The sequence below is a fragment of the Pseudomonas pseudonitroreducens genome (assembly GCF_021603645.1).
GTDB lineage: Bacteria > Pseudomonadota > Gammaproteobacteria > Pseudomonadales > Pseudomonadaceae > Pseudomonas > Pseudomonas pseudonitroreducens.
In genome coordinates this window covers 324,431-347,844 of sequence record NZ_BQHJ01000005.1, presented here as the reverse complement: position 1 = coordinate 347,844, position 23,414 = coordinate 324,431, and the positions used below count along the sequence as shown (strand labels likewise).

Sequence of the window (23,414 nt, the reverse complement as noted above, 5' to 3'; positions counted from 1 at the left end):
ATGAACTCCAGCGTGCTCTGCGAACTGTTGTTGTGCGCCGCCAGCCTGTGGGCCGCAGTGGACAGCCTGAAGCATGCGCACGGATGGCGCGCCGGCGGATTCGCCCTGATCGCCGTCACCGCGCTGCTCGGCGCGCTGGTCTATGGCGGACTGGAGACGGCACGACCGGCGCACCAGAGCATGACCGGCATTTCCGCACGCATCAGCCTGCTGCTCATCGCCATCGGCAGCCTGCACGGCGCGCCCCGCCATCTGCTGCTCGCCGCCCTCGCCGCGCTGATGCTCTGGTTGCCGGACAATCTGGCGCTGGCCGGCAACCTGCTGGCGCTGCTCGCCATTGCGTGGCCCGGCCGCTCGCAGCGCTGGCCGCTGGCAATCGCCGGCGCCCTGCTGTTCGTCCTCGCCGGGCTGGGCATTGCCGGCCGTGGCGAATGGTGGGGCATCCCGCGCGTGGACCTCTATCACCTCACGCTGCTGCTGGCGACGCTGTGCTGGACGCTGGCACGGCTGCGCGGTACGCGCTGGCTGCCTGGCACGCCAGCTTCCCTCGCCCGCTGAATACGGGCGCCACCGACCACCGGAGACCAGCACCCGGCGTGAACCCAACACGCCCATTTGCCTTCGCAGAGCACTATCCGAAGGGGCGCCGCCACGAGGCCCCGGCTGATGACACACACAATAAGAACCAGTCGTTGGAGTAGCCTCACATGACCACCAGATCCCGCAAGCGTCGCTTGCAGACCGGGTCCGCCTTTGCCTGCGTTTTACCCCTGATGCTCAGCGGCCAGTCGAAGGCTGTCGAGTTCAGTTTCCTCGACAACCAGCTCAGCGGTTCGCTGGACACCACCGTGTCCTACGGCGCGCTGTGGCGCGTGCAAGGTCAGGACAAGACCAACAACGACGTCAACAGCAACGACGGCAACCGCAATTTCAGCACGGGGCTGGCCTCGGAGGTATACAAGATCACCTCCGACCTGGAGGCCACCTACCAGAATTACGGCCTGTTCATGCGCGGCTCGGCGTTCTACGACACGCAGATCATGGACAAGCGCAACGACTACTACGACCACAACGAGCCACCACAGCCCAGCCAGAGCTACCCGCACAACGACCACTTCACCGACGCCACCCGCGACACCGCCGGGCACCGCGCGGAAATACTCGACGCCTACCTCTACGGCAACTGGGATATCGCCGAGCATCCGCTGAGCGCGCGCCTGGGCAACCAGGTCTTCAACTGGGGCGAAGGCGTGTTCTACCGCGGCGGCATCAACACTACCAACCCGGTGGACGCCGCCAAGTTCCGCCTGCCGGGCTCCGAGCTCAAGGAAGTGCTGATGCCGGTGGAGGCGGTCAGTTTCAATATCGGCCTCACCGACAACCTGTCGATGGATGCCTTCTACCAATGGAACTGGAAGGAAACCCGCCTCGATCCGGCCGGAACCTTCTTCTCCGAGACCGATCTCTTCGCCGATGGCGGCAACACCGGCTACACGCGGGTGAAGGCACTGTCCGACCCGACCTTCCAGAGCCTCTACCCGATGCTCTCGGCCAGCCATTTCGCCGGCCTGCAGGGTACCGACTACCTGGACCAGAACGGCTACTTCAAGGTCAGTCACATCGGCAAGGACATCAACGCGAAGAACGACGGCCAGTTCGGCGTGGCCTTCCACTACATCGCCGAGCAGCTCAACTCCACCGAATTCGGCTTCTACTTCGTCAACTACCACGCCAAGGACCCGGTGATCTACGCCGACCTGAACCAGAGCTACGCCGGGCTGGACATGGATCAGCTGGCCCGGCTGGTCGGCTCGCCGTCTTACGACGCGCTGGTGCAGAGCGGTGGGCCGATGCTCAGCCTGATCAACGCCGCCGCGGCGGTGGACATGGCCAACCAGGCCAACGCCCGCCGCGAGTACGTCGAGAACATCCGCATGTATGGGCTGAGCTTCAACACCACGCTGGGCGACGCCTCGCTGTTCGGCGAGATCGCCTACCGGCCCAACCTGCCCATTGGTGTGGCGACCACCAACGACCTGCTCGGCGACATGCTTGCCCAGGCCGGCAAGATCGCCGACGGACAGAAGGTCAATGTCGGCGGGCAGATGGTCGGCCTCGGCGGAGCGGTGCACGACTACGAGCGCGTGGAATCCTTCAACAGCTCGCTGGGGACGATCTACAACTTCGGCCCGTCGCTGTCCTTCGACTCCTTCATGGGCGTGTTCGAGGTGGCCGCCGAGCAGCTGCGCGGCAGCAGCCTGCAATACACCGCCTATGACGGCAGCACCCGCTACTACTCCGGGCGCAGCAACGGCGCGTACGTTTCCGGCTTCGACCGCAGCGACCAGGTCAACCGCAATGCCTACGGCGCCACCCTGCTGCTGACCGGTACCTGGAACGACGTGTTCGCCGGGGTCAACCTCTCCCCCTACGCCGTCTACAAGGACGACTTCAGCGGCAACTCGCAGCAGGCCGGCAACTTCATCGCCGGGCGCAAGGCCTACACCCTGGGCCTCAAGGCGACCTACCTGAACAGCCTGGAAGCCGAGCTGCAGTACACCGAGTTCTACGGCGCCGGGCAGGAAAACGCCGCCCGCGACCGCGACAACGTCGGCTTCAACGTCAAGTACTCCTTCTGAGCGGAGATTCACCATGGGCAACATTCGTACCCTGGCCGGCGCCGTTGCGCTGGCCCTGTCCGCCGGCAGTGCGCTGGCGGCGGTTTCCCCGCAGGAAGCGGCCAGGCTGCAATCCACTCTCACGCCGCTGGGCGCGGAAAAGGCCGGCAACGCCGCCGGCAGCATCCCCGCCTGGACCGGCGGCATCACCCAGGCCCCGGCCGGCTTCAAGCCCGGCCAGCATCCCATTGACCCGTACGCGGCGGACAAACCGCTGTTCACCATCACCAGGGCCAACCTCGAGCAGTACAAGGCCAACCTCACGCCCGGCCAGTTGGCGATGTTCAACAACTACCCGGACACCTTCCAGATTCCGGTCTACCCGACCCGCCGCAGCGGTTCGGCGCCGCAATGGGTCTACGACAACACCCTGAAGAACGCCACCACGGCCAAACTGGCGGAGAACGGCAACGGCTTCGTCGATGCCTTCGGCGGCATTCCCTTCCCGATTCCGCAGAGCGGCGTGGAAGCGGTGTGGAACCACATCGCCCGCTATCGCGGCACCTTCATCGTGCGCCGCTCTGCCGAGGCAGCCGTGCAGCGCAACGGCGACTACTCGCCGGTGGTCACCCAGCAGGAAGCGCTGTTCAAGTACTACCAGCCAGGCGGCAATTTCGAAGGCCTGGGCAACCGCATGTTCTACTTCCTCGCCTTCACCAAGAGCCCGGCGCGCCTGGCTGGCAGCGCCGCGCTGGTGCACGAGACGCTGGACCAGGTGAAGGAACCGCGCCAGGCCTGGGCCTACAACGCCGGCCAGCGCCGCGTGCGGCGCGCGCCGAGCCTAGCGTATGACACGCCCATCGCCTCTTCCGATGGCCTGCGCACCGCCGACGACACCGATCTGTACAACGGGGCGCCGGACCGCTACGACTGGAAGCTGCTGGGCAAGAAGGAGGTCTACATCCCCTACAACAACTTCCGCCTCGCCAGCGGCGAGGTGAAGTACAAGGACCTGCTCACGCCCAACCACCTCAACCCGCAGTACACCCGTTACGAACTGCACCGCGTGTGGGTGGTGGAAGGCACGCTGAAGCCGGGCGCGCGGCATATCTACTCCAAGCGCGTGCTGTTCCTCGACGAGGACAGCTGGGGCGCCGCCGAGGTGGACCAGTACGACGGCCGAGGCGAGCTGTGGCGCGTATCGATGGCCTACCTGCGCAGCTACTACGAGCTGCCCACCACCTGGACCTCCATCGACGTCTTCCACGACCTGCAGGCGCGCCGCTACGTGGCGATGAACCTGGACAACGAGGAGCCGGCCAGCATCGACTTCACCCAGGCGCTGCCGGACGGCGAGTACTTCAGCCCGTCGGCCCTGCGTCGGCGCGGCACCCGCTGACCCTCAGCCCATCGCGGGGCGCTCGGCCCCGCTTCCCCGCAAGGAAACCTGAACGATGTCCAGCCCCGCCCTTACCCTCAACTGGTTCGGCTGCTACCTGATGCTGCTGGGCCTGGCGCTGATGCTGATGCCCAACCTGCTGCTCGGCCTGTTCCACATCGCTGCCACGTCGGAGGTGTGGATACGGATCGTCGGCGTGCTGGCGTTCAACATCGGCGTCTACTACCTCGCCGCCGCGCGCAGCGAATCGCGGCCGCTGTTTCTCGCCTCGGTGTATACCCGCGCGCTGGTGCTGGCCAGCTTCGCCGCCTTTGCCCTGCTGCAATTGTGCGAACCGATAGTGGTGCTGTTCGGCGCCGTGGACTTCTGCGGCGGCCTGTGGACGCTGCACGCGCTGCGCACGGAGAACAGCGCTCGCGCCGTCAGGAACTAGACTTGCTGCTTCCCCTGTCAGCCCTGGAGGCCGCCAGCATGCAACCTGTCACGCTCACGCTTGCCGCCTGCGTCCTGCTCCTGGGCGCTTCGGCCGGGTACGTCCACGCCGAGGGCGATGTCGCCAAGGACGTCCGCGACCTGCATCGCGATATCGACAAGGGCGTCGACCACGACGCCAAGGAAATCGACAAGGGCTACCAGCACGACAAGCACGAGGTGGAAAAGACCGATGACCACCTCGACAAGGAACGTCACAAGGAAGACAAGCACCTGGACAAGGAGATCAAGAAGGACCTCTGAACCTGCCTAGGACAGCGCGCCCTGCAGGTGCTGGATCACCCTCTCCACCGCCTGCTCCAGGCAGCCCTTGAAGAAGTGATCGGCGCCGGTATAGAGCAGCACTTCGCGCTGCTGCGGCCGCGCCCAGTCCAGCAGGTTGGCCAGCGGCGCCATTTCGTCCGCCTCACCGTGCAGCAGCAGGCAACTGGCGGGCACCGCCTGTGCTTCGTAGTCGCGGCCGCCGGGGACCGTTCCCACCGGCAAACCCATCAGCACTAGCGCTTGCGCCGCGGGTGACAGCTCGCTGGCAACGCGGGCGAACACATAAGCGCCGAAGGAAAAGCCCACCAGCGCCAACGGCAGGCCGGGATACTCGCTACGCAGATGCTCGATCACCGCCAGCATGTCCTGCGCCTCGCCGATGCCTTCGGCGTACTCGCCTTCACTGCCATCCACGCCACGGAAGCTCGGCCGCACGGTCAGCCAACCGGCTGCGCAGAGCTTGCGCGACAGGGTCAGCGGCACGCGATGTCGCGGGCTGCCGCCCAGCAGCGGCTGCGGATGGCTGATCAGCGCGACACCTTGCGGCGGCACACCCGGCCGGTCGATCAGCAGTTGCAGCTTGCCCACCGGGCCATCGATCAGTTGTGTGCGGCGCTCTTCTTCGGACATCGACTCTTCTCGCGGAACGGAAACGGAGCGCCGATTGTAGCGCCCCGCCCGCTCCCTTCAGCACCACAGCCTTGCAGTGGACCGCACTCGTAGGGCGCATAACCTGGAACAGGTTATCCGCCGCCAGCCAACTAACGGCGGATAACGCTGGCGCGTTATGCGCTCTGCGAACCGGGAATACGTCAGGCCCTGTAGGAGCGAGCTTGCTCGCGAACCGCTTGACGCTGGAGCGGCCGGGTAATCCATTCGCGAGCAAGCTCGCTCCTACGAAGAGCCCCCAGGGCAGCACCCAGCAAGGTGCTGCACTGGCGTTACAGGATCGACAGCGGATAGTCGACGATCAGGCGGAACTCGTTGACGTCGCCTTCCACCTGGTCGGCATTACCCCGGTGGATCGCCTCACGCAGGCGCAAGGACAGGTCCTTCGCCGGCCCGGACTGCACCACGTACCTGGCCTCCAGGTTGGTCTCGTGGTGCTTGCCATCCTCACCATAGCCATAGCCGCGGTACTGGCTGTCGGCAGCCATCTTCGTGCCGTCGATGCCGTGGCCGTTGACGTAGCGGGCCATGAAGCTCAGGCCGGGAATGCCGTAGGTGGCCATCGCCAGGTCATAGCGCAACTGCCAGGACTTCTCTTCCGGGCCGTTGAAGTCCGAGTACTGGATGGAGTTGGCGAGGAAGATCGAGTCGCCGGTGTCGCCGGGGCCGTTGACGCCGAACGCTACGTAGTCGAACGGCGTATCGCCATGCACCTTCTGGTAGGCCAGCGTCAGCGTGTGGGCGGTGAGGAAGGTGTACGCAGCGGCGGCGGACCAGGTGGTGTTGCTGATCTCGCCGGCCTTGGCGCTGCCGTCGTCGTTGGTGCGGTAGATATTGAAATCGAAGTTCAGCGACTGGTCGTCCGCCAGCGGCAGCGTGTAGTTGGCGTTGCCGTAGTACTGGCGCCACACGTCCTCCAGCCTGGAGGCGTAGAGCGAGAAGTTCAGCGCGTCGTTGACCGCGTACTTGCCGCCGACGTAGTCGATGCTGCTGGCCTCGACGTTGGCATAGGAAGCCCAGATGCCATGGTCACCGTTGGTGGTCACCGGGCCGTTGCCGCCGGTGAAGTGACCGCCGTCGAGGTCCAGGCCCTCGATCTCGCTGCTGAGCACGTTGAAGCCGGTGGCCGTCTGCGGGAACAGGCGCGTGCCGCCGGCGGCGAACACCGGCGCGGTGGGCTGCAGGTCGCCCCAGCGCAGCTCGGTCTTCGAGACGCGCCATTTCACCGCACCGCCGGCACGCCCGTACTGGCTTTCCGGCGAGTCATTCTCGCGCACCGGCAGGTTGCCGGTCCCGGAGGTGCCGGCGCCGCCATCCAGGCGGATACCCCAGTTGCCGAAGGCCTCGACACCAAAACCGACGGTACCCTGGGTGAAGCCTGAGCTGTAGTTCAGCGTGAAGCCCTGGGTCCAGTCCTTGCGGTCACGGTCCCCGGACTTGTGGTCACTGTTGTAGTAGTAGTTGCGCATCAGCAGCGAAGCCGTGCTGCCTTCGATGAAGCCGGTGGCTTCGGACTGGTCGGCAACCACGGCCGCATGGGCCAGTTGAAACGGCATGCCGGCGGCGGTTGCCCCCAGGCACGCGCCGAGCAAGGTGAGTCGGAACGCGGACATCTGCTACCCCTTTTTTGGACTTGTCTTGGCAGGTGTATCGATTGGGTACTGCACAACTTTCTTATGTTTCCCTGCCCTAGGCAGAGCGAGCGAAGAAATAACAATCCGCTGCTTTGCCCTCCAACCAGCCTTGTCGATAGTCGATATCGAAACGAATGATTAAGCATTTGTCGCTAGCGCCATTAAGCTTGCGCCCCGATGAAGAACATGAGTCCCGGATGCCCGCTCCAGAGCGTCCGGAGGATTGCTCCACTTCATCATCCTTTGGTTTGGCCGCCTCCCCAGGCGGCCTTTTTTTGCCTGCTGGAAAGTTATCGAACACACCTTCCAGGCTATTTCCGGATAATTCTTTCGGCCAACTTCCTGCTCTTGCAAAGACAGTTTCAAGACAACTTCGCAGAACTTCTTCGTACAACTTCTGCAGCATTGGGCAACTTTTCCGTGGTGGTCATAGCGCCTCGGCATACCGCTCATCTCCACGTCCGTTTCCCCTTCGATGAGTCACTTGCGCAAAGCAAGCGACCCCATTAGATTACAACCATAATCTTTCAAGCCGCCGTTCGCCTGCTGCCCTGCCAGGCCCGTAGCCAGGCGGACTCATTAGATGATGATATTCATGTAAAGAGAGGTCACCATGCGCCGATCCAGCTTCGAAAACCTGCCCTGCCCGGTGGCCCAGGCGCTGGACCTGATCGGCGATAGCTGGAACGTACTGATCCTGCGCGAAGCCTTCTACGGCTCCACCCGCTTCGACCAGTTCCACGCACAATTGGGCATCGCCAGCAACGTACTGACCCGGCGCCTGCGCGCACTGGTGGACAGCGGCCTGCTGCAGCGCCGCCAGTACCACGACCATCCACCGCGCTTCGAATACCTGCTCACCGATCGCGGCCGCGACCTGCGCCCGGTACTGCTGACCCTGCTGCAGTGGGGCCAGCGCCATGCCGCCATGGCCACTGCCGCCGCGCTGGTCGACACCCGCACGGGCCAACCCGTGCGCATCGCCCTGGTGGACGCCGACAGCGGCGAAGCCATCGGTGCGCACCACCAGATCCATCGCCGCGAGGGCGACCAGCTCGTCCCCGTCTTCCCGCAAACCGTTTCCCAAGCCGATCACGCCTGAGCGAGGCCGCCATGAACCAGCCCGTCACCATTCCCGCCACGCCAGCCGTCGACACGGCGAAGCCGAAGTCGCGCAAGGCCCTCAAGCTCGCTGTCGCCGCGGCAGCCATCCTCGGCGCGGGCGCATACGCCGGGCACTGGTGGCTCGACGGTCGCTTCCTGGAGAAGACCGACGATGCCTACGTCGGTGGTGACGTGACGGTGATCAGCCCGCGGGTGGCCGGCTATATCGCCGAGCTGAAGGTGAACGACAACCAGCTGGTGCATGCCGGCGACCTGCTCGCCCGCATCGATGATCGCGATTACCGCGCCGCGCTGGCCAAGGCGGACGGCGCGGTGCATGCCGAGGAGGCGGCGCTGACCAATGTCGATGCCCAGGCCTCGCTGCAGGAAGCGCTGATTCGCCAGAGTCAGGCGGAGATCGACGCGGCGGCTGCCGAAGAAGTGCGCACCCGCGACGACCAGCACCGCTACGCCACCCTGGTGCGCACCAATGCCGTGTCGGTGGAAGCCGCGCAGCGCGCCGACGCCAGCTTCAAATCCGCCCGCGCCAACAGCGACAAGGCCCACGCCAGCCTGCTCGCCGCGCGCCGCCAGCTGGACGTGATCCACAGCCAGCGGCTGCAGGCCCAGGCCGCGCTGGAGCAGGCCATGGCTGCCCGCGACCTGGCGCGCCTGGACCTCGGCTACACCGAGCTGCGCGCTCCGGTGGACGGCTACATCGGCAACCGCCGCGCGCGAGTCGGCAGCTATGTCGCCGCCGGCACCCAGTTGCTCGCCGTGGTCCCCGCACAGGGACTGTGGGTGGACGCCAATTTCAAGGAGGATCAACTGGCGCGCATGCAGCCTGGCCAGGCAGTGACCATCGCCGCCGACATCCTGCCGGGCAAGGTCTTCCACGGTCATTTGGACAGCCTCGCCCCGGCCACCGGTGCGCAGTTCAGCATCCTGCCGCCGGAGAACGCCACCGGCAACTTCACCAAGATCGTCCAGCGCGTGCCAGTGCGCGTGCAGCTGGACGACGCCGACGGTCGTCTCGGCAACCTGCGTCCGGGCCTTTCCGTACTGGTGGAAGTGGACACCCGCAGCCATGAGCATGGCGCTGCCGACCCGCGCGTCGCCCAGAGCCTCCGGCCGTGAATTTCTGGAGCAACGAGGTGGTCCCGGTGGAAAGTCTTGCCACCGGGCGCAAGGTGATTTCCTTCGCCTGCATGTGCCTGGGGATGTTCATCGCGCTGCTGGACATCCAGATCGTCTCCGCCTCGCTGCGCGACATCGGCGGTGGACTCTCGGCCGGCGCCGATGAACTGGCCTGGGTACAGACCAGCTACCTGATCGCCGAGATCATCGTCATCCCGCTCTCCGGCTGGTTGTCCAAGGTGCTGTCCACGCGCTGGCTGTTCGCCGCCTCGGCGCTGGGCTTCACCCTCACCAGCCTGCTCTGCGCCATGGCCTGGAACATCCAGAGCATGATCGCCTTCCGCGCGCTGCAGGGCTTTCTCGGCGGCTCGATGATTCCCATGGTGTTCACCACCGGCTTTCTCTACTTCGACGGCAAACAGCGGGTGATAGTCGCTGCCACCATCGGCGCTATCGCCTCACTGGCACCGACCCTCGGCCCGGTGGTAGGCGGCTGGATCACCGACATTTCCTCCTGGCCCTGGCTGTTCTACATCAACCTGGTGCCGGGGCTGTTCGTCGCCATCGTGGTTCCGATCATGGTGCGCATCGACAAGCCCGACCTGTCGCTGCTCAAGGGCGCCGACTATCCGGCGATCCTGCTGATGGCGCTGTTTCTCGGCTGCCTGGAATACACCATGGAGGAAGGCCCGCGCTGGAACTGGTTCAGCGATGACACCATCGTCGCCACCGCGTGGATTTCCGCGCTGTGCGGCGTCGCGTTCATCTACCGCAGCCTCACTGCCGCGCACCCCATCGTCGACCTGCGCGCCCTGAAGGAGCGCAACTTCGCCCTCGGCTGCCTGTTCAGCTTCGTCACCGGCATCGGCATCTTCGCCACCATCTACCTGACCCCGCTGTTCCTCGGCCGGGTGCGTGGCTACGGCGCGCTGGACATCGGCCTGGCGGTGTTCTCCACGGGCATTTTCCAGATCATGAGCATCCCGCTCTACGCCGCCCTGGCGCGGCGCTTCGACCTGCGCTGGATCCTGTTGCTGGGCATGCTGATGTTCACCCTGTCGATGCTTGAGTTCGCCCCGCTGACCCACGACTGGGGCGCCGCGCAGCTGATGTTCCCGCAGGCCCTGCGCGGCATGGCCCAGCAGTTCTGCGTCGCCCCCACGGTGACGCTGGCTCTGGGCTCGCTGCCGCCGGAACGCCTGAAGCTCGCCTCCGGGCTGTTCAACCTGATGCGCAACCTCGGCGGCGCCATCGGCATCGCCGCCTGCGCCACGGTACTCAACGACCGCGCCAATCTGCACTTCCTGCGCCTGGCGGAACACCTGAACAGCAGTAACGAAGCGCTCAATCACTGGCTGGCGCCGTCGCTGGAGATCAACGGAGAGCCGTCGCAGCAGGCGCTCAAGCACCTGTGGGAGCTGACCTGGCGTGAGGCGCAGACACTGACCTTCGCCGACGCCTTCCTGCTGGTCGGTGCGTGCTTCGCGGTGACCCTGCTGCTGGTGCCACTGATGCGCAAGATCGCCCCGCCGGCGCAGCCCAGCGCGGACAGTCACTGAGCGCCGGCGATGCCGGTGCGCCGACCGGCGTGCGGCATCAGGCCATGTCGCTCTGGATGAACTCCTCGGCAAGGAAGTCGATCAGCGTGCGCACCGACGGCAGCAGCCCGCGGCGCGAGGGGAAGATCGCGTGGACGATGCCGCACTTGGGCCACCAGCCCGGCAGCATCTCCACCAGCGTCCCGGCCGCCAGGTCCTCGCGCACCGCCACGCGCGGCACATGGGCGACGCCGACACCGGCGATCACGGCATTGCGCAGGGCCAGCAGGTCGTCGGTCACCATGCGCGGCTTGTGCGCGATCAGCAGGCGCTCGCCTTCCTCGTTGAACAGCTCCCACTGGTACTCGCGCTGCATGCTGCCCCAGTGCAGGCTGGGCAGTTGCCCCAGGCCCATGGGCGAGCTGTCGCCGGCCAGGCGCTCGAGCAGGTCCGGGCGCCCCACCAGGCACTGGGTGCTGTTGCCCAGCACCTTCATCACCATGTCGGTGTTCTCCAGCGGCGGGAAGCGCACCCGCAGGGCGATGTCGAAACCCTCGTGGAGCAGGTCGACACGGCGGTTGGTGCTCTCGATGAACAGTTCCACCAGCGGGTACTTGAGCAGGTAGCGGGTGAGCATCGGCCCGACCCAGGAATTGAGCAGCGTCGTCGGGCAGGCCAGTCGCACCAGCCCGCGCGGCTCGCTGCGATTGCGTTCGATCACCTCGGAAGCGCCTTCCGCCTCGATGCGCATGGCCACGCAGCGCTGGTAGTACTCCTGGCCGATTTCGGTCAGTGAACAGTGCCGGCTGGTGCGATGCAGCAGGCGCACGCCGAGGCGTTCTTCCAGCTGAGCGATGCGCCGGCTGAGCTTGGACTTGGGGATGTCCAGCGCACGGCCGGCAGCGGCGAAACCACCCTGCTCCACCACCTGGGTGAAGTAATAGAGGGTGTTGAGGTCTTCCATGGATCGTTCTCCGCATGGAACGCTGGGAAAGCGCCGGATCTTACCGTATCAGACGCGCTCCCAGACCAACCCCGGCGTACCCCTCGCGTAGGAGCGGACTCCGTCCGCGATGGGCTGGCCTCGCTGCCTGTTTATCCGGAGCGGCGCCGCGTCAATCGCGGAAGGAGTCCGCTCCTGCGAAAACCCTCTGCGCTTGGGCCATCCCTCACCCTAGCCTTCTCCCAAGGGGAGAGGGGGAAGACGCCGCGACGGACTCTCCAGAGAAGACAGTTGCTCCTACACACCATTCACCGCACGTTCGGGCTTTCTGTAGGAGCGAGCTTGCTCGCGAACCGCACGGCACGACGGCACGGAGTCGGTTCGCGAGCAAGCTCGCTCCTACAGGTGATGCCTTGGCGCTGTGCCGTAGCGTATGGCGGCCTCCCTGATTGACGGGAGCGGAGTGAACAGTTCGCGGACGGAGTCCGCTCCTACGTACAACTCACCGCACGTTCCGGCTTTTCGTAGGAGCGAGCTTGCTCGCGAACCGCACGGCACGGAGCCTGTTCGCGAGCAGGCTCGCTCCTACAGGTGATACCTTGGCGCTGTGCCGGAGCGTAGGGCGGCCTCCCTGATTGGCGGGAGCGGAGTGAACAGTTCGCGGACGGAGTCCGCTCCTACGCGGCCAACGCCATCGACGGAGCGGATTCCCGCACTCATGAACCGGTCATGCAGGCGATACCGATCAGCCCTTCGCCGCCCAGGCGTTGAAGCGCTGTTCCAGATCCTCGCCGTGGTCCACCCAGAACTCGAAGTTCACCGGCACTGCCTGTTCGAGGTTGGCCGGTGCCGTGTTCAGGCGCTCCACCAGCTTCGGATCGAGCAGCTTCGTGGTCCCCAGGTTCACCGAGCCGTAGCCCAGCTTCACGGTATGGATCTTCTGCTGCTCGGGCTGGAGCGAGAAGGCGATGAAGTCCTCGGCGGCCTTTTTGTTCGGGCTGCCCTTGGGGATCGCCCAGGAGTCGATGGCATACAGGCTGCCGTTCCACACCACCTTCATCGGCGCGCCCTCTTCCTGGGCGGCGAAGGCGCGGCCGTTGTAGGCGGTGCTCATGGCCACGTCACCGCTGGCAATGAACTGCATCGGCTGCGCGCCGGACTCCCACCACTGGATCGACGGTTTGATCTCATCGAGCTTCCTGAACGCGCGGTCCACGCCCTCTTTGGTCGCCAGCACCTTGTACAGGTCTTCCTTCTTCACGCCGTCGGCCAGCAGGGCGATCTCCAGGGTGTACTTGGCGCCCTTGCGCAGCGAGCGCTTGCCGGGGAATTTCTTGGTATCCCAGAAGTCGGTCCAGCCGGTCGGGCCGTTGGCGAAGCGCTTGCCGTCGTAGACCATGGCCATCGACCAGACCAGCAGGCCGGCGCCGCAGTCGGAGATGGTCCCGGGCACGTAGTTCTCGGCCTTACCGAGAATGGCCGGGTCGAGCGGTTCGAACAGGCCGTCCTCGCAACCGCGCAGCAGTTCGGGGCCTTCCACCTGGACGACGTCCCAGTTGACGCTGCCGGTGTCGACCATGGCCTTGATCTTGCCCATTTCGCCGTTGTACTCGCCGGCGATCACCTTCATGCCTTCCTTCTTCTCGAAGGGTTTATAGAAGGCTTCGGTCTGCACGTCCTTGCTGGTGCCTCCAAAGGAGATCACGGTCAGGTCAGCAGCCATGGCGCCGGACGCCACGCCCATGAGCAGGGCTCCCAGAATCGGGTTTTTCATTTCCACCTCTTGGCTTTGTTGTTGGCAGATGGTTCAAGCACGCAGGCGCCCGGTCTCTGCGGACCGGGGCACGATATCAGGGTCAGCTGCGGTAGACGGCCTCGCCATCCTCGATCAGGCGCAGCGCCGATTCCCAGGCCAGCAGGTGCAGGCCGTCGGTCAGCGCTTCTTCTTCCTGCACGGCAACGCGTTCGCAGACCGCGGGTGCCGGGTAACGCAGCTGGCGGCCGCCGGCCAGGGCCTGGACCTGCGCCTGGCAGGCGCGTTCGAGGAAGTAGATCTGGTTGAAGGCTTCGGCGATGCAGCGCCCAGTGGCCAGCAGGCCATGGTTGCGCAGGATCATCACCATGTGGCTGCCGAGGTCGTTGACCAGGCGCGAGCGCTCGTCCGGGTCCAGGGCGATGCCTTCGTAGTCGTGGTAGCCCAGGCGGTTGTAGAACTTCAGCGCGTGCTGGCTGATCGGCAGCAGGCCGTCTTCCTGGGCGGACACCGCAATGCCGGCGGCGGTGTGGGTATGGATCACGCAGGCCACGTCCTCGCGGGCGGCATGCACCGCGGAATGGATGTTGAAGCCGGCACGATTGACGCTTTTCGGCCCGAAGCGCGGGTCGATGACGTCGCCCGCGTGGTCGACCTTCACCAGGTCGGAGGCGCGCATTTCGTGGAACAGCACGCCGTAGCGGTTGATCAGGTAGTGGCCCGGCTCGCCCGGTACCCGCGCGGAGATGTGGGTGTCGATGTGATCGGTCCAGCGGAAGTGCGCGATCAGCCGGTACAGCGCGGCGAGGTCGCAGCGGGCCTGCCACTCTTCGGCGGAAATGCTCGATGGGTCGATGTTGTAAGCTGTGTCACGCATGACAGGCGGTCCTTGTTCTTATTCAGGCTGTGCGGCGTATTGCCGCCGTCTGGGAGCGAGTGTGCTGGGCACGCCCGGCCCGCGCCATGCACAGGGACAACGCAGATTCTGCAGTGCTGTTATGGTCTGGCGACCTGTACAGATTGCCCCACCGCCCACCCACACAAGAATCGGACCTTTGGATGCTGTTGCTCGACCCCACCTCGGACATTCCCCTGGTCACCCAGATCGTCGATGGCATTGCCCAGGCCATCGACGAGCAGCGCCTGCGCCCCGGCGCCAAGCTGCCCTCGATCCGCAAGTTCGCCCAGGCCAATGGCGTCAGCCATTTCACCGTGGTCGAGGCCTACGACCGGCTGGTGGCGCGCGGCTGCCTGAACGCCGTGCCCAACGCCGGCTTCTACGTTCGCGGGCCAGCCGTGGACGAGAGCAGCAGCGATGAAACGCCCACCGAGTTCGACTTCGACGCGCACCTGCTGCTGCACAAGGTCTTCCAGCCGCTGGGCATGGAGATCCGCCCCGGTGTCGGCCTGCTGCCGGAGCACTGGCTCGACGGCGAAGGCTTGCAGCGCGGCTTGCGCAGCCTGGCCCGGGAAGAGCCGACACAGTTCGGCAACTACGGCCACAGCAAGGGCAACCTCAAACTGCGCGGCAAGCTGGCCGACCGCCTGGGCGACGCCGGCGTGGCCGCCAGCCCGGAGCAGATCCTGCTGACCGCCGGCGCCAGCCAGGCGCTGGACCTCAGCGTGCGCTACCTGGTGCAACGCGGCGACCCGGTGCTGGTGGACGAACCCGGCTACCACAACCTGTTCCTCAACCTGCGCCTGCAGGGCGCGCAACTGCTCGGCGTGCCGCGCAGCGCCGACGGGCTGGACCTCGACCGCCTGGAGCAACTGGCCCGCGAGCACCGGCCCAAGGTCTACTTCACCCAGGCGCGGCTGCAGAGCCCCACCGGCGGCAGCCTGTCGCTGGCTGCCGCGCACCGCCTGCTGCAACTGGCGGAGAAGTACGATTTCCTCATCGTCGAGAACGACATCTATGCCGAGCTCGACCCCGCCGGCCAACTGCTGCTGGCCAACCTCGACCAGCTGGCACGGGTGATCTACATCGGCAGCCTGTCCAAGGTCATCGCCCCGGCGCTGCGCACCGGCTTTATTGCCGCCCACCCGGAGTTGATCGAAGAGCTGGTGCCCTTGAAGATGGTCAGCGGACTGACCAGTTCCGAACTCACCGAAACCCTGGCCCTGGATATCCTCCTGCAGGGCCGCCATCGCAAGCATGTGCGCCAGCTGCGCGACCAACTCGGCGAAGCCCACGACAGCGTGGCGCGGCGCCTGGAGGCAGCCGGTCTGGAAATCTTCCACGAACCGCGCGCCGGGCTGTTCCTCTGGGCCCGACATGGCGCTGTGGACGACGCCACGCTGCTCGCCGGGCGCGCCAAGGAGGCGAAGATCCTGCTGTTCCCCGGCCAGCTGTTCATGCCCGATGGCCGCAGCGTGCCGTGGATGCGCTTCAACGTGGCGCATTCATTGGATGAGCGGCTGTACAGCTTCCTCTCCGCTCAAGGAGATGCCCCCGTGTAGGAGCGAGCTCGCTCGCGAACCGCCCAGGGCCCGGAGCTTCCGGGAGAGCCCGTTCGCGAGCAAGCTCGCTCCTAGCCAAACTACCGAGCCGCTCTTTCGGCCTAGCGGTCACAAAGTTCGTGAGTGCCGAGTCCAAGGAAGAACAGCCGGAATTTCCCCGGCCACGTCAGGAGGACACCGTGAAATTCCCAGCCATCGACAACGAACAACTGCAACGCGCCCAGCAGGGCGAACCCGCCGCACTCGACGCTTTGCTGCTGGCCTTGCAGGCACCGGTCTACAACCTCGCCCTGCGCATGCTCGGCCGCCGTGAAGACGCCCAGGACGCCAGCCAGGAAATCCTCCTGCGCATCACCACCCACCTCGCCAGTTTCCGCGGCGACAGCCAGTTCTCCACCTGGGCCTTCCGCATTGCCAGCAATGCGCTGCTGACCGCGCGCACCAAGGTCCGCGAGACGCCCACCGTGTCGCTGGAAGCCCTGGCCGAAAAGCTCGACCTTGGCCTGCGCCTGGCCGAGGCCAATGATCGTCCGCTGGAGCCGGCGGACAAGCTGGTCGCCGAACGCATCGCCCTGGCCTGCACCCAGGGCATGCTGATGTGCCTGGAGCGCGATCAGCGCCTGGCCTACGTCCTCGACATCGCCTTCGGCCTGGATTCGGAAACCGCCGCCGCCGTGCTGGAGGTCGAACCGGCGACCTACCGCAAGCGCCTGTCGCGAGCGCGCCAGCGGCTGGATGAGTTCATGCAACAGCATTGCGCCCTGGTGAATCCCCAGGCGCCCTGCTCCTGCCAGCGCCAGGCGCTGGCCCTGCCACCCGGAGCCAGCGACACGCGCAAGGCCGAAAGCGAGTTGCTTGCCCTCACCCGCCTGGCCGACGCGGCGGCGGTGTTCCGCGCGCACCCGGATTACCAGGTGCCGCAACGGGTGATCGAAACCGTCCGCGCCGTGCTGCAGCAGCACACCGGAGGCTGGCAATGAACGCTTTCGCCGATCTGGGCTATCCCGAGGGTTTCCAGCCGCTGCAACGGCGCAACCCGCTGCTCGACCTGCTCGGTCCATTCCTGGTGCGTGGTGAAGGCGAATCGCTGGAGCTCGGCCTGCTGCTGGACGAGCGCCACACCAACAGCCGCGGCGGCGTACACGGCGGCATCCTCGCCACCCTGGCCGACATCGGCATGGGCTACGCCATGGCTTTCGCCAGCCAGCCGCCGCAGCCGCTGGTCACCGCCAGCCTGACCCTGGACTACGTCTCCAGCGCGCAGGTCGGCGACTGGCTGAGCATCCGCCTGCTGCACAGCCGCCGCGGCCGGCAGATGGCGTTCGCCAATGCCCTGCTGTCGGTGGGCGACAAGGTGGTGGCCCAGGCCAGCGCTGTGTTCGCCGTGCCGGCGCAGCGCTGAACCGCCGGATATCGCCGCAAATATCGCCAGAGCCCGCGCGAGGCCTTAGACTTGCAGCCCATCAGCAACCGCCAGCAAGAGATCACTATGGGCGCCCAGTGGAAAGCCAAACATAAAGAAGTCGCCGCCAACGCCAAAGGCCGCGTGTTCGGCAAACTGTCGAAGGAAATCATGATCGCCGCGCGTAACGGCGCCGACCCGGACATGAATCCGAAATTGCGCCTGGTCGTCGAGCAGGCCAAGAAAGCCTCGATGCCCCGCGACACCCTGGAGCGTGCGATCAAGAAGGGCGCCGGCCTGCTGGACGGCGCCGCCACCTTCGAGCGCGTGGTCTACGAAGGCTTCGCCCCGCACCGCGTACCGGTGATCGTCGAGTGCCTGACCGATAACGTGAACCGCACCATCGCGGAAATCCGCGTGCTGTTCCGCAAGGGCCAGCTGGGCGCATCCGGCTCGGTAGCCTGGGACTTCGATTACCTGGGTCTGGTCGAAGCCACCCCGGCCAGCGCTGACGCCGACCCGGAACTGGCCGCCATCGAAGCCGGCGCCCAGGACTTCGAGCCGGGCGAGGAAGACGGCGACACCCTGTTCCTCACCGACTCCACCGACCTTGACGCCGTTTGCCGCGCCCTGCCCGAGCACGGCTTCACCGTTGCCTCGGCCAAGCTCGGCTACAAGGCGAAGAACCCGGTGAGCCTGTCCGGCGCGGAACTGGAGGAAGTCGAAGCCTTCCTCGATGCGCTGGACGGCAACGACGACGTACAGAACCTCTACGTCGGTCTGGCCTGATATCGCTGCCAGCGAGCAAGCTCGCCCCTTCAGGAACCGGCACGACCGGCTCTTCATAGGAGCGAGCTTGCTCGCGAACCTGCCTCGCACCTGACGCATCATGCGCATGCTGTGCGCGAGCAAGCTTACTCCTGCAAGTTTCCGCCTCCATCAGAGCCGCCTGGCTCCCCTCTGCCTTCTCCCGCGAAAATCCCCGCCTTGCGTCTTTGCGCATTTCTGATATCGCCCATCCCGCGCCCTTCGTACCTTCTCCCTGCCCGCCGTACCTGACGGCGTGCGCGTGCATACCCCATAAAACAACAAGAAGGGCCGCTCCATGACTTCACGCATCCGACCGTCGGCAATCGCCGGCGCCCTCCCTTGCCCGCTGCGCTCCGGCGCACGCGGCTGACTGCCGCTCCCCCCCTCATCACTCACAGGCAAGGGACACTCAACATGCTCAAACAAGGCGTACTCCGCTGGCCCCAGATCGCCGGACTCGGCATTTCACTGGTCGTCGCCGGGCAGTTCTCCGGCTGGAACTACGGCCTGGCCAGCAGTGGCTGGGCCAATATGCTCATCGCTACCCTGCTGATGGCCGTGCTCTGCGGCGGCCTGGCGCTGTGCGTGTGCGAACTGTCCACGGCGCGGCCGCACGCTGGCGGCGTGTTCGCCTATGCGCAGCTGGCCTTCGGGCCCTTCGTCGGCTACCTGGTCGGGGCGGCGTGCGCGCTGGCACTGACCATCGGCACCGGCGCGGCGGCCAACTTCCTCGCCGCCTACATGGAGTCGGTATTCGGCTTCGGCGGCTGGCCGGTGCGCATCGGCCTGTTCGCGGTGATCATCGGTATCCACCTCATCGGTGTCGGTGAAGCCCTCGGCCTGACCCTGCTCGCCGGCGCCGTGGCGGCCATCGCCCTGCTGGCCTTCGGCGGCGCCATGCTGCCCCACGTGCACTGGGAAAACCTGCTGGCAACCACCGATAGCACGCTGCCCGGCGTGAGCGTCGCCGGCGTGTTCGCCTGCGTGCCCTTCGCCATCTGGATGTTCATCTGCCTGGAGCAGGTCGCCTCCGCCGCCGAAGAGGCAGCCGATCCGGGGCGCAACATGCCGCGCGGGATCATCGCCGCTGTCGGCACCCTGTTGCTGACCGCGCTGACCGTGGTGATCAGCGCGCCGGGCGCAGCCGGCGTGGAAGTGGTCGGCAATGCGGGCGACCCGCTGTACGCCGCCATGACCCACGGCGGACTCTACGGCGAGCGCGACTGGCTGCCGCTGCTGGTCGGCTCCGGCGCCGTGTGCGGCCTGCTGGCGACCTTCTTCTCGGTGGTGTTCTCCGCCTCCCGCCAGCTGTTCGCCCTGTCCCGCGACGGCTTCTTCCCCGCTGCTCTGGCCCGCACCAACCGTCGTGGCGCGCCCTATGTCGCGCTGCTGGTGCTGAGCGTGATCGGCCTGCCGCTGACCCTGGTGCCGCCGGAAAAACTCCTGCTGTGCATCGTCCTGCTGCTGGGCAGCTGCCACCTGGTGCTGTTCGCCGCCTACCTGCGCCTGCACCGCCGCCAGCCCGGCCTGGCCCGCCCGTTCCGCCTGCGTGGCGGCCCGCTGATCGCCAGCGTCGGCATGCTGCTGACACTGGTGGTGATCGCCGCCTGCTTCCAGCTGGAAGTGGCGATGCTCAGCGCCCTGGCCCTGGTGGTCGCCGCGCTGGTCCTCAACTACCTGCTGCGCGCCGCCCGCGCAGAAAAGCCTCTGGAGAATGCCGAGAATGTCTGAACCGACCCTGTTGCAACGCCGCCACCAGGTGATGGGCGATGCCTCGCCACTGTTCTACGACGAGCCGCTGGAACTGGTGAAGGGCGAAGGCGTCTGGCTGATCGACGCCGCCGGCAAGCGCTACCTGGACTGCTACAACAACGTGCCCTGCGTCGGCCACTGCCACCCGAAAGTGGTGGCCGCCATGGCCGAGCAGGCGGCGACGCTGAACATCCACACCCGCTACCTCAACGAGCGCGTGGTGCGTTACGCCGAGAACCTCACCGCGACCTTCGCCGAGCCCCTGGACAGCCTGATGTTCACCTGCACCGGCAGCGAGGCCAATGAGCTGGCCCTGCGCATGGCGCGCTTCGCCACCGGCAACCGGGGTGTGATCGTCAGCGACTACAACTACCACGGCAACACCACCAGCCTGGCAGCGGTCACCACCGCGCTGCCCAGCTCGGAGTCATTCTCGGCCCATGCGCGGGCCGTGCCGATCCCCTGCCTGTATCACGCCAACGGCACGCCCGAGCAGGTCGCCGAGCGCTACGTGGCCAAGGTCGCCGAAGCCATCGCCGAACTGCAGGCGGCGGGTGTCGGCCTGGCCGCCATGCTGATCGACACCCTGTTCGCCAACGAAGGCATTCCGCGCCTGCCGGCCGGCTACCTGGAGCGCGTGGCGAAGCTGGTGCGCGAGGCCGGTGGCCTGCTGATCACCGACGAGGTGCAATCGGGCTTCGCCCGCACCGGCGAGCATATGTGGGGGCATCAGTCGCACCCGCTGGTGCCGGACATCGTCACCCTCGGCAAACCCATGGGCAATGGCTTCCCCCTGGCCGGCGTGGTGACCAACCGCGAGCGCGTGGAAACCTTCGGCCGCAGCAATATGTACTTCAACACCTTCGGCGGCTCACCGGTGGCCGCAGCCGTCGGCCAGGCGGTGCTCGATGTGATCGCCGAGGAAGACCTGCAGGGCAACGCCCGGCGCCAGGGCGCGCTGCTCAGCGCCGAACTGCATCGACTCGCCGAGCGCCACTCGATCATCGGTGACGTACGCGGCCAGGGCCTGTTCTTCGCCGTGGAACTGGTGCGCGACCGCACCAGCCGCGAGCCGGCCGGGCTCGAGGCGCGGCGCATCGTCAATGCCATGCGCCAGCGCGGCGTGCTGATCAGCAAGATCGGCGGCGCCGACAACATTCTCAAGATCCGTCCGCCGCTGGTGTTCGAGGCCGAGCACGGCGAGCACTTCATCGACGCCCTGGACCAGGTCCTGGGCGAGCTCTGAGGCCATACCGATGGAGAGAATGCCCATGACTGACTTCTCGATGCTCGATCACGACCGGCAGATCGCCTGCCTGCGCGACCTGGCGCTGGACGCCCTGCGCCACTGGGACGGCGATTTCGTCGGCCTGGAACTGCTCAAGTACCGCGAGAACGCGGTGTTCTGCGCCACCCGCAGCGACGGCACGCGCAGCGCCCTGCGCGTGCACCGCGGCGGCTATCACAGCGAAGCGGCGCTGCGCTCGGAGCTGACCTGGATGGAGCAACTGGCCGCCGGCGGTATCGGCGTGCCGAGCATCATCCGTACCCGCAACGGCGAACACCTGGCCGAAGTGCACAGCGCCGCCCTTGATGAACCGCGCTACGTCGACATGCTCGGCTGGCTCGGCGGCAGCACCCTGGGCTCCGCCGAGCAGGGCCTGAGCGCCAGCGGCGACATCGAAGCGCTGTTCCATCAGGCCGGTGCCGTCGCCGCGCGCATCCACCTGAACTCGGCCCAGTGGCACCAGCCCAACGAATTCACCCGGCATGCCTGGGACGAAGAAGGCCTGGTCGGCGCCAAACCGTTCTGGGGGCCCTTCTGGGAACTGGACCTGCTCAGTGACGAGCAGCGCGAGCTGCTCCAACGCGCCCGCCAGGAGGCGCGCATGGACCTGCGCCGCTACGGGCGGAGCCTGGGCAACTTCGGCATGATCCACGCCGACCTGGTGCCGGAGAACCTCTTGCTCGAAGGCGACGAACTGCAACTGATCGACTTCGACGATGCCGGCTTCGGCTGGCACATGTTCGAACTGGCCACCGCGCTGTACTTCTGCCTGGACGATCCGCGCCTGGCGCAGATCCAGGCGGCACTGCTGGCCGGCTACGACTCGGTCAAGCCGCTGTCCGCCGCCGACCGCGCCGCGCTGCCGCTGTTCCTCGCCCTGCGCGGCACCACCTACCTGGGCTGGGTGCACACCCGGCGCAACAGCGAAACCGCTCGGGAACTGGCGCCCATGCTCATCGAGCGGGCCTGTACACTGGCCGCCGCCTACCTCGCCGGCCGCTGAAACTGGCAGAGCGCCGCAATACCCTGGCGCGCAGGCACAAGCCTGCGCGCCAGCGCTGACCGATACTCGGCGCACAACCGAGGTGAACCGCCATGACCGGCATAGCCCGCCACCAGGCAACCGACTCCGATGAACTGGCCTGCGCCCTCGCCGGCTGGAGCCAGGACTACACCCAGCTCGGCCACGGCCGCCTGCAGGCGGAGCTGCTGCATGTGCAGTTGCCCGATGCCGCGCTGATCTACGAACACTCCAACCTGCACCTGCACGAGAACATGGCGCCACCGGCCGGCCACCTGGTGATCGGTATTCCACTGCGCGCCAGCGCCGATTCGCGCTTCAACGGCCAGGCGTTGCACGACGACACCCTGCTGGTGCTCGAAGGCGGTCGTGAAATGGAAATCTGCGCTGCCGGGGAAATCCACATGCTCGGCCTGACCTTCAGCCAGCCGCAGCTGGAACGCCTGCTCGGCGCCGAAGAGCGCGAACTGTTCGAGCGCGCGCTGTCCGAGGGTCGCCTGCAACTTTCGCCGAGCGGAGCCGGGTGCCTGCGGCGCAGCCTGTGCGATGCCATCGCCGCCTTCGAGAGCGAGCCCTGGCGGGTCGACGACCCACAGCAGGCCGGGCATGCCGTTGCCCTGGTGCTCAGCCATGTGCTGCAGGCGCTGGAGGAAATCCTCCCCGGCAATGGCCGTGAAGGTGCGCCGCGCTCGCTGCAGCAACATCGCCGGCTGGTCCTCGCGGCCATCGAGCGCATGCAGGCGGACTTCGCCCAACCGCTGTCGCTGCTGGAGCTGAGCCAGAGCCTGAACACCAGCCAGCGCACCCTGCAGTACTGCTTCCGGCAGATCTGCCAGAGCACGCCGCAGCAGTTCTTCCTCAGCCTGCGCCTGGCCGAGGCACGGCGGCGGCTCAAGCAGGAGCCGCAGCAGAGCATCACCCACCTGGCGCTGGACCTGGGCTTTGCCAGTTCCAGCCATTTCTCGACCTTGTACAAGCGCCTGTACGCGGAACAACCGTCACTGATCTCGCGCTCGCGCTGAATCCTGCCCCCTGTAGGAGCGAGCTTGCTCGCGAACCCCGCTTGACGCTGGCACCGTCGGATGACTCGTTCGCGAGCAAGCTCGCTCCTGCAAAAAGCACCACTGTCG

The 23,414-nt window shown here is 66.4% G+C and carries 22 protein-coding genes; 16 read left to right on the top strand and 6 right to left on the bottom strand.

The features are described from left to right. The 5 genes from L6D89_RS14590 to L6D89_RS14570 all read left to right on the top strand — a co-directional run bounded on the left by L6D89_RS14590 (window position 1) and on the right by L6D89_RS14570 (window position 4,752). Window positions 1-558, top strand: a complete 558-nt coding sequence (locus tag L6D89_RS14590; protein ID WP_236200225.1) for a hypothetical protein — start codon at window positions 1-3, stop codon at window positions 556-558. A gap of 149 nt (window positions 559-707) precedes the next feature. After that, window positions 708-2,639, top strand: coding sequence for a DUF1302 domain-containing protein (locus L6D89_RS14585; protein WP_236200224.1), 1,932 nt, complete (start codon window positions 708-710; stop codon window positions 2,637-2,639). A gap of 13 nt (window positions 2,640-2,652) precedes the next feature. Then, window positions 2,653-4,017 carry a DUF1329 domain-containing protein gene (locus tag L6D89_RS14580; protein ID WP_236200223.1) on the top strand — a complete coding sequence of 455 codons (1,365 nt, stop codon included), beginning with the start codon at window positions 2,653-2,655 and terminating at the stop codon, window positions 4,015-4,017. Window positions 4,018-4,072: 55 nt separating this feature from the next. Further along, the gene (locus tag L6D89_RS14575; protein ID WP_236200222.1) at window positions 4,073-4,450 is read left to right on the top strand and encodes a hypothetical protein; all 378 of its coding nucleotides are present in this window, start codon (window positions 4,073-4,075) and stop codon (window positions 4,448-4,450) included. Between the two features lie 38 nt (window positions 4,451-4,488). Further along, window positions 4,489-4,752 (top strand): hypothetical protein, encoded by a 264-nt coding sequence (locus L6D89_RS14570; RefSeq protein WP_045208809.1) that lies wholly within the window; start codon window positions 4,489-4,491, stop codon window positions 4,750-4,752. Between the two features lie 6 nt (window positions 4,753-4,758). Here L6D89_RS14570 and L6D89_RS14565 read toward each other — a convergent pair whose 3' ends face one another. From L6D89_RS14565 to L6D89_RS14555, 3 genes are all read right to left on the bottom strand, one after another. Continuing rightward, the gene (locus tag L6D89_RS14565) at window positions 4,759-5,403 is read right to left on the bottom strand and encodes an alpha/beta hydrolase (protein ID WP_236173380.1); all 645 of its coding nucleotides are present in this window, start codon (window positions 5,401-5,403) and stop codon (window positions 4,759-4,761) included. Between the two features lie 311 nt (window positions 5,404-5,714). Further along, window positions 5,715-6,998 carry an OprD family porin gene (locus L6D89_RS14560; RefSeq protein ID WP_236200365.1) on the bottom strand — a complete coding sequence of 428 codons (1,284 nt, stop codon included), beginning with the start codon at window positions 6,996-6,998 and terminating at the stop codon, window positions 5,715-5,717. Between the two features lie 133 nt (window positions 6,999-7,131). Next, window positions 7,132-7,482, bottom strand: coding sequence for a hypothetical protein (locus tag L6D89_RS14555; RefSeq protein WP_236200221.1), 351 nt, complete (start codon window positions 7,480-7,482; stop codon window positions 7,132-7,134). 207 nt (window positions 7,483-7,689) lie between these two features. Between L6D89_RS14555 and L6D89_RS14550 the strand changes: the two genes are divergently transcribed. From L6D89_RS14550 to L6D89_RS14540, 3 genes are all read left to right on the top strand, one after another. Then, complete coding sequence (locus L6D89_RS14550; RefSeq protein ID WP_236200220.1) at window positions 7,690-8,178, top strand: winged helix-turn-helix transcriptional regulator; 489 nt, start codon at window positions 7,690-7,692, stop codon at window positions 8,176-8,178. Window positions 8,179-8,189: 11 nt separating this feature from the next. Beyond that, a complete protein-coding gene (locus L6D89_RS14545; protein WP_236200219.1) occupies window positions 8,190-9,317 on the top strand; it encodes an HlyD family secretion protein in 1,128 nt (375 codons plus the stop codon). A 71-nt stretch (window positions 9,318-9,388) separates the two neighbouring features. Next, a complete protein-coding gene (locus L6D89_RS14540) occupies window positions 9,389-10,876 on the top strand; it encodes a DHA2 family efflux MFS transporter permease subunit (RefSeq protein ID WP_236200364.1) in 1,488 nt (495 codons plus the stop codon). A 37-nt stretch (window positions 10,877-10,913) separates the two neighbouring features. Here L6D89_RS14540 and L6D89_RS14535 read toward each other — a convergent pair whose 3' ends face one another. The 3 genes from L6D89_RS14535 to L6D89_RS14525 form a co-directional block, all read right to left on the bottom strand. Beyond that, on the bottom strand, window positions 10,914-11,819 hold the full coding sequence (locus tag L6D89_RS14535; RefSeq protein WP_236173384.1) for a LysR substrate-binding domain-containing protein: 906 nt from the start codon (window positions 11,817-11,819) through the stop codon (window positions 10,914-10,916). Between the two features lie 724 nt (window positions 11,820-12,543). Beyond that, the gene (locus tag L6D89_RS14530) at window positions 12,544-13,572 is read right to left on the bottom strand and encodes an ABC transporter substrate-binding protein (protein WP_236173385.1); all 1,029 of its coding nucleotides are present in this window, start codon (window positions 13,570-13,572) and stop codon (window positions 12,544-12,546) included. Between the two features lie 82 nt (window positions 13,573-13,654). Beyond that, window positions 13,655-14,428: a class II aldolase/adducin family protein gene (locus L6D89_RS14525; protein ID WP_236173386.1), complete on the bottom strand. Its 774-nt coding sequence runs from the start codon at window positions 14,426-14,428 to the stop codon at window positions 13,655-13,657. Window positions 14,429-14,610: 182 nt separating this feature from the next. On the opposite strand from L6D89_RS14525, the gene L6D89_RS14520 reads away from it, so the two are divergent. The 8 genes from L6D89_RS14520 (at window position 14,611) to L6D89_RS14485 (ending at window position 23,306) form a co-directional block, all read left to right on the top strand. Further along, entirely contained in the window at window positions 14,611-16,011 is a 1,401-nt protein-coding gene (locus L6D89_RS14520; RefSeq protein ID WP_236200218.1) for an aminotransferase-like domain-containing protein, read from the top strand. A 179-nt stretch (window positions 16,012-16,190) separates the two neighbouring features. Further along, window positions 16,191-16,991, top strand: coding sequence for an RNA polymerase sigma factor (locus tag L6D89_RS14515; RefSeq protein WP_236200217.1), 801 nt, complete (start codon window positions 16,191-16,193; stop codon window positions 16,989-16,991). After that, on the top strand, window positions 16,988-17,413 hold the full coding sequence (locus L6D89_RS14510) for a PaaI family thioesterase (RefSeq protein ID WP_236200216.1): 426 nt from the start codon (window positions 16,988-16,990) through the stop codon (window positions 17,411-17,413). Before L6D89_RS14515 ends, L6D89_RS14510 begins: the two co-directional genes overlap by 4 nt. 87 nt (window positions 17,414-17,500) lie before the next feature. Beyond that, on the top strand, window positions 17,501-18,202 hold the full coding sequence (locus tag L6D89_RS14505; RefSeq protein WP_024764403.1) for a YebC/PmpR family DNA-binding transcriptional regulator: 702 nt from the start codon (window positions 17,501-17,503) through the stop codon (window positions 18,200-18,202). A 435-nt stretch (window positions 18,203-18,637) separates the two neighbouring features. Then, a complete protein-coding gene (locus L6D89_RS14500) occupies window positions 18,638-19,954 on the top strand; it encodes an amino acid permease (RefSeq protein WP_236173390.1) in 1,317 nt (438 codons plus the stop codon). After that, the gene (locus L6D89_RS14495; protein WP_236200215.1) at window positions 19,947-21,221 is read left to right on the top strand and encodes an aspartate aminotransferase family protein; all 1,275 of its coding nucleotides are present in this window, start codon (window positions 19,947-19,949) and stop codon (window positions 21,219-21,221) included. Before L6D89_RS14500 ends, L6D89_RS14495 begins: the two co-directional genes overlap by 8 nt. Window positions 21,222-21,246: 25 nt before the next feature. Further along, window positions 21,247-22,266 carry a phosphotransferase enzyme family protein gene (locus L6D89_RS14490; protein WP_236200214.1) on the top strand — a complete coding sequence of 340 codons (1,020 nt, stop codon included), beginning with the start codon at window positions 21,247-21,249 and terminating at the stop codon, window positions 22,264-22,266. Between the two features lie 92 nt (window positions 22,267-22,358). Then, window positions 22,359-23,306: a helix-turn-helix domain-containing protein gene (locus tag L6D89_RS14485; protein ID WP_236200213.1), complete on the top strand. Its 948-nt coding sequence runs from the start codon at window positions 22,359-22,361 to the stop codon at window positions 23,304-23,306. Window positions 23,307-23,414: the final 108 nt, after the last annotated feature.

Coding starts and splice junctions, on each gene's coding strand:
- L6D89_RS14590 (WP_236200225.1), top strand. CDS start 1: ATGAACTCCAGCGTGCTCTGCGAACTGTTGTTGTGCGCCGCCAGCCTG.
- L6D89_RS14585 (WP_236200224.1), top strand. CDS start 708: ATGACCACCAGATCCCGCAAGCGTCGCTTGCAGACCGGGTCCGCCTTT.
- L6D89_RS14580 (WP_236200223.1), top strand. CDS start 2,653: ATGGGCAACATTCGTACCCTGGCCGGCGCCGTTGCGCTGGCCCTGTCC.
- L6D89_RS14575 (WP_236200222.1), top strand. CDS start 4,073: ATGTCCAGCCCCGCCCTTACCCTCAACTGGTTCGGCTGCTACCTGATG.
- L6D89_RS14570 (WP_045208809.1), top strand. CDS start 4,489: ATGCAACCTGTCACGCTCACGCTTGCCGCCTGCGTCCTGCTCCTGGGC.
- L6D89_RS14565 (WP_236173380.1), bottom strand. CDS start 5,403: ATGTCCGAAGAAGAGCGCCGCACACAACTGATCGATGGCCCGGTGGGC.
- L6D89_RS14560 (WP_236200365.1), bottom strand. CDS start 6,998: ATGCCGTTTCAACTGGCCCATGCGGCCGTGGTTGCCGACCAGTCCGAA.
- L6D89_RS14555 (WP_236200221.1), bottom strand. CDS start 7,482: ATGCTGCAGAAGTTGTACGAAGAAGTTCTGCGAAGTTGTCTTGAAACT.
- L6D89_RS14550 (WP_236200220.1), top strand. CDS start 7,690: ATGCGCCGATCCAGCTTCGAAAACCTGCCCTGCCCGGTGGCCCAGGCG.
- L6D89_RS14545 (WP_236200219.1), top strand. CDS start 8,190: ATGAACCAGCCCGTCACCATTCCCGCCACGCCAGCCGTCGACACGGCG.
- L6D89_RS14540 (WP_236200364.1), top strand. CDS start 9,389: ATGTGCCTGGGGATGTTCATCGCGCTGCTGGACATCCAGATCGTCTCC.
- L6D89_RS14535 (WP_236173384.1), bottom strand. CDS start 11,819: ATGGAAGACCTCAACACCCTCTATTACTTCACCCAGGTGGTGGAGCAG.
- L6D89_RS14530 (WP_236173385.1), bottom strand. CDS start 13,572: ATGAAAAACCCGATTCTGGGAGCCCTGCTCATGGGCGTGGCGTCCGGC.
- L6D89_RS14525 (WP_236173386.1), bottom strand. CDS start 14,428: ATGCGTGACACAGCTTACAACATCGACCCATCGAGCATTTCCGCCGAA.
- L6D89_RS14520 (WP_236200218.1), top strand. CDS start 14,611: ATGCTGTTGCTCGACCCCACCTCGGACATTCCCCTGGTCACCCAGATC.
- L6D89_RS14510 (WP_236200216.1), top strand. CDS start 16,988: ATGAACGCTTTCGCCGATCTGGGCTATCCCGAGGGTTTCCAGCCGCTG.
- L6D89_RS14505 (WP_024764403.1), top strand. CDS start 17,501: ATGGGCGCCCAGTGGAAAGCCAAACATAAAGAAGTCGCCGCCAACGCC.
- L6D89_RS14500 (WP_236173390.1), top strand. CDS start 18,638: ATGCTCAAACAAGGCGTACTCCGCTGGCCCCAGATCGCCGGACTCGGC.
- L6D89_RS14495 (WP_236200215.1), top strand. CDS start 19,947: ATGTCTGAACCGACCCTGTTGCAACGCCGCCACCAGGTGATGGGCGAT.
- L6D89_RS14490 (WP_236200214.1), top strand. CDS start 21,247: ATGACTGACTTCTCGATGCTCGATCACGACCGGCAGATCGCCTGCCTG.
- L6D89_RS14485 (WP_236200213.1), top strand. CDS start 22,359: ATGACCGGCATAGCCCGCCACCAGGCAACCGACTCCGATGAACTGGCC.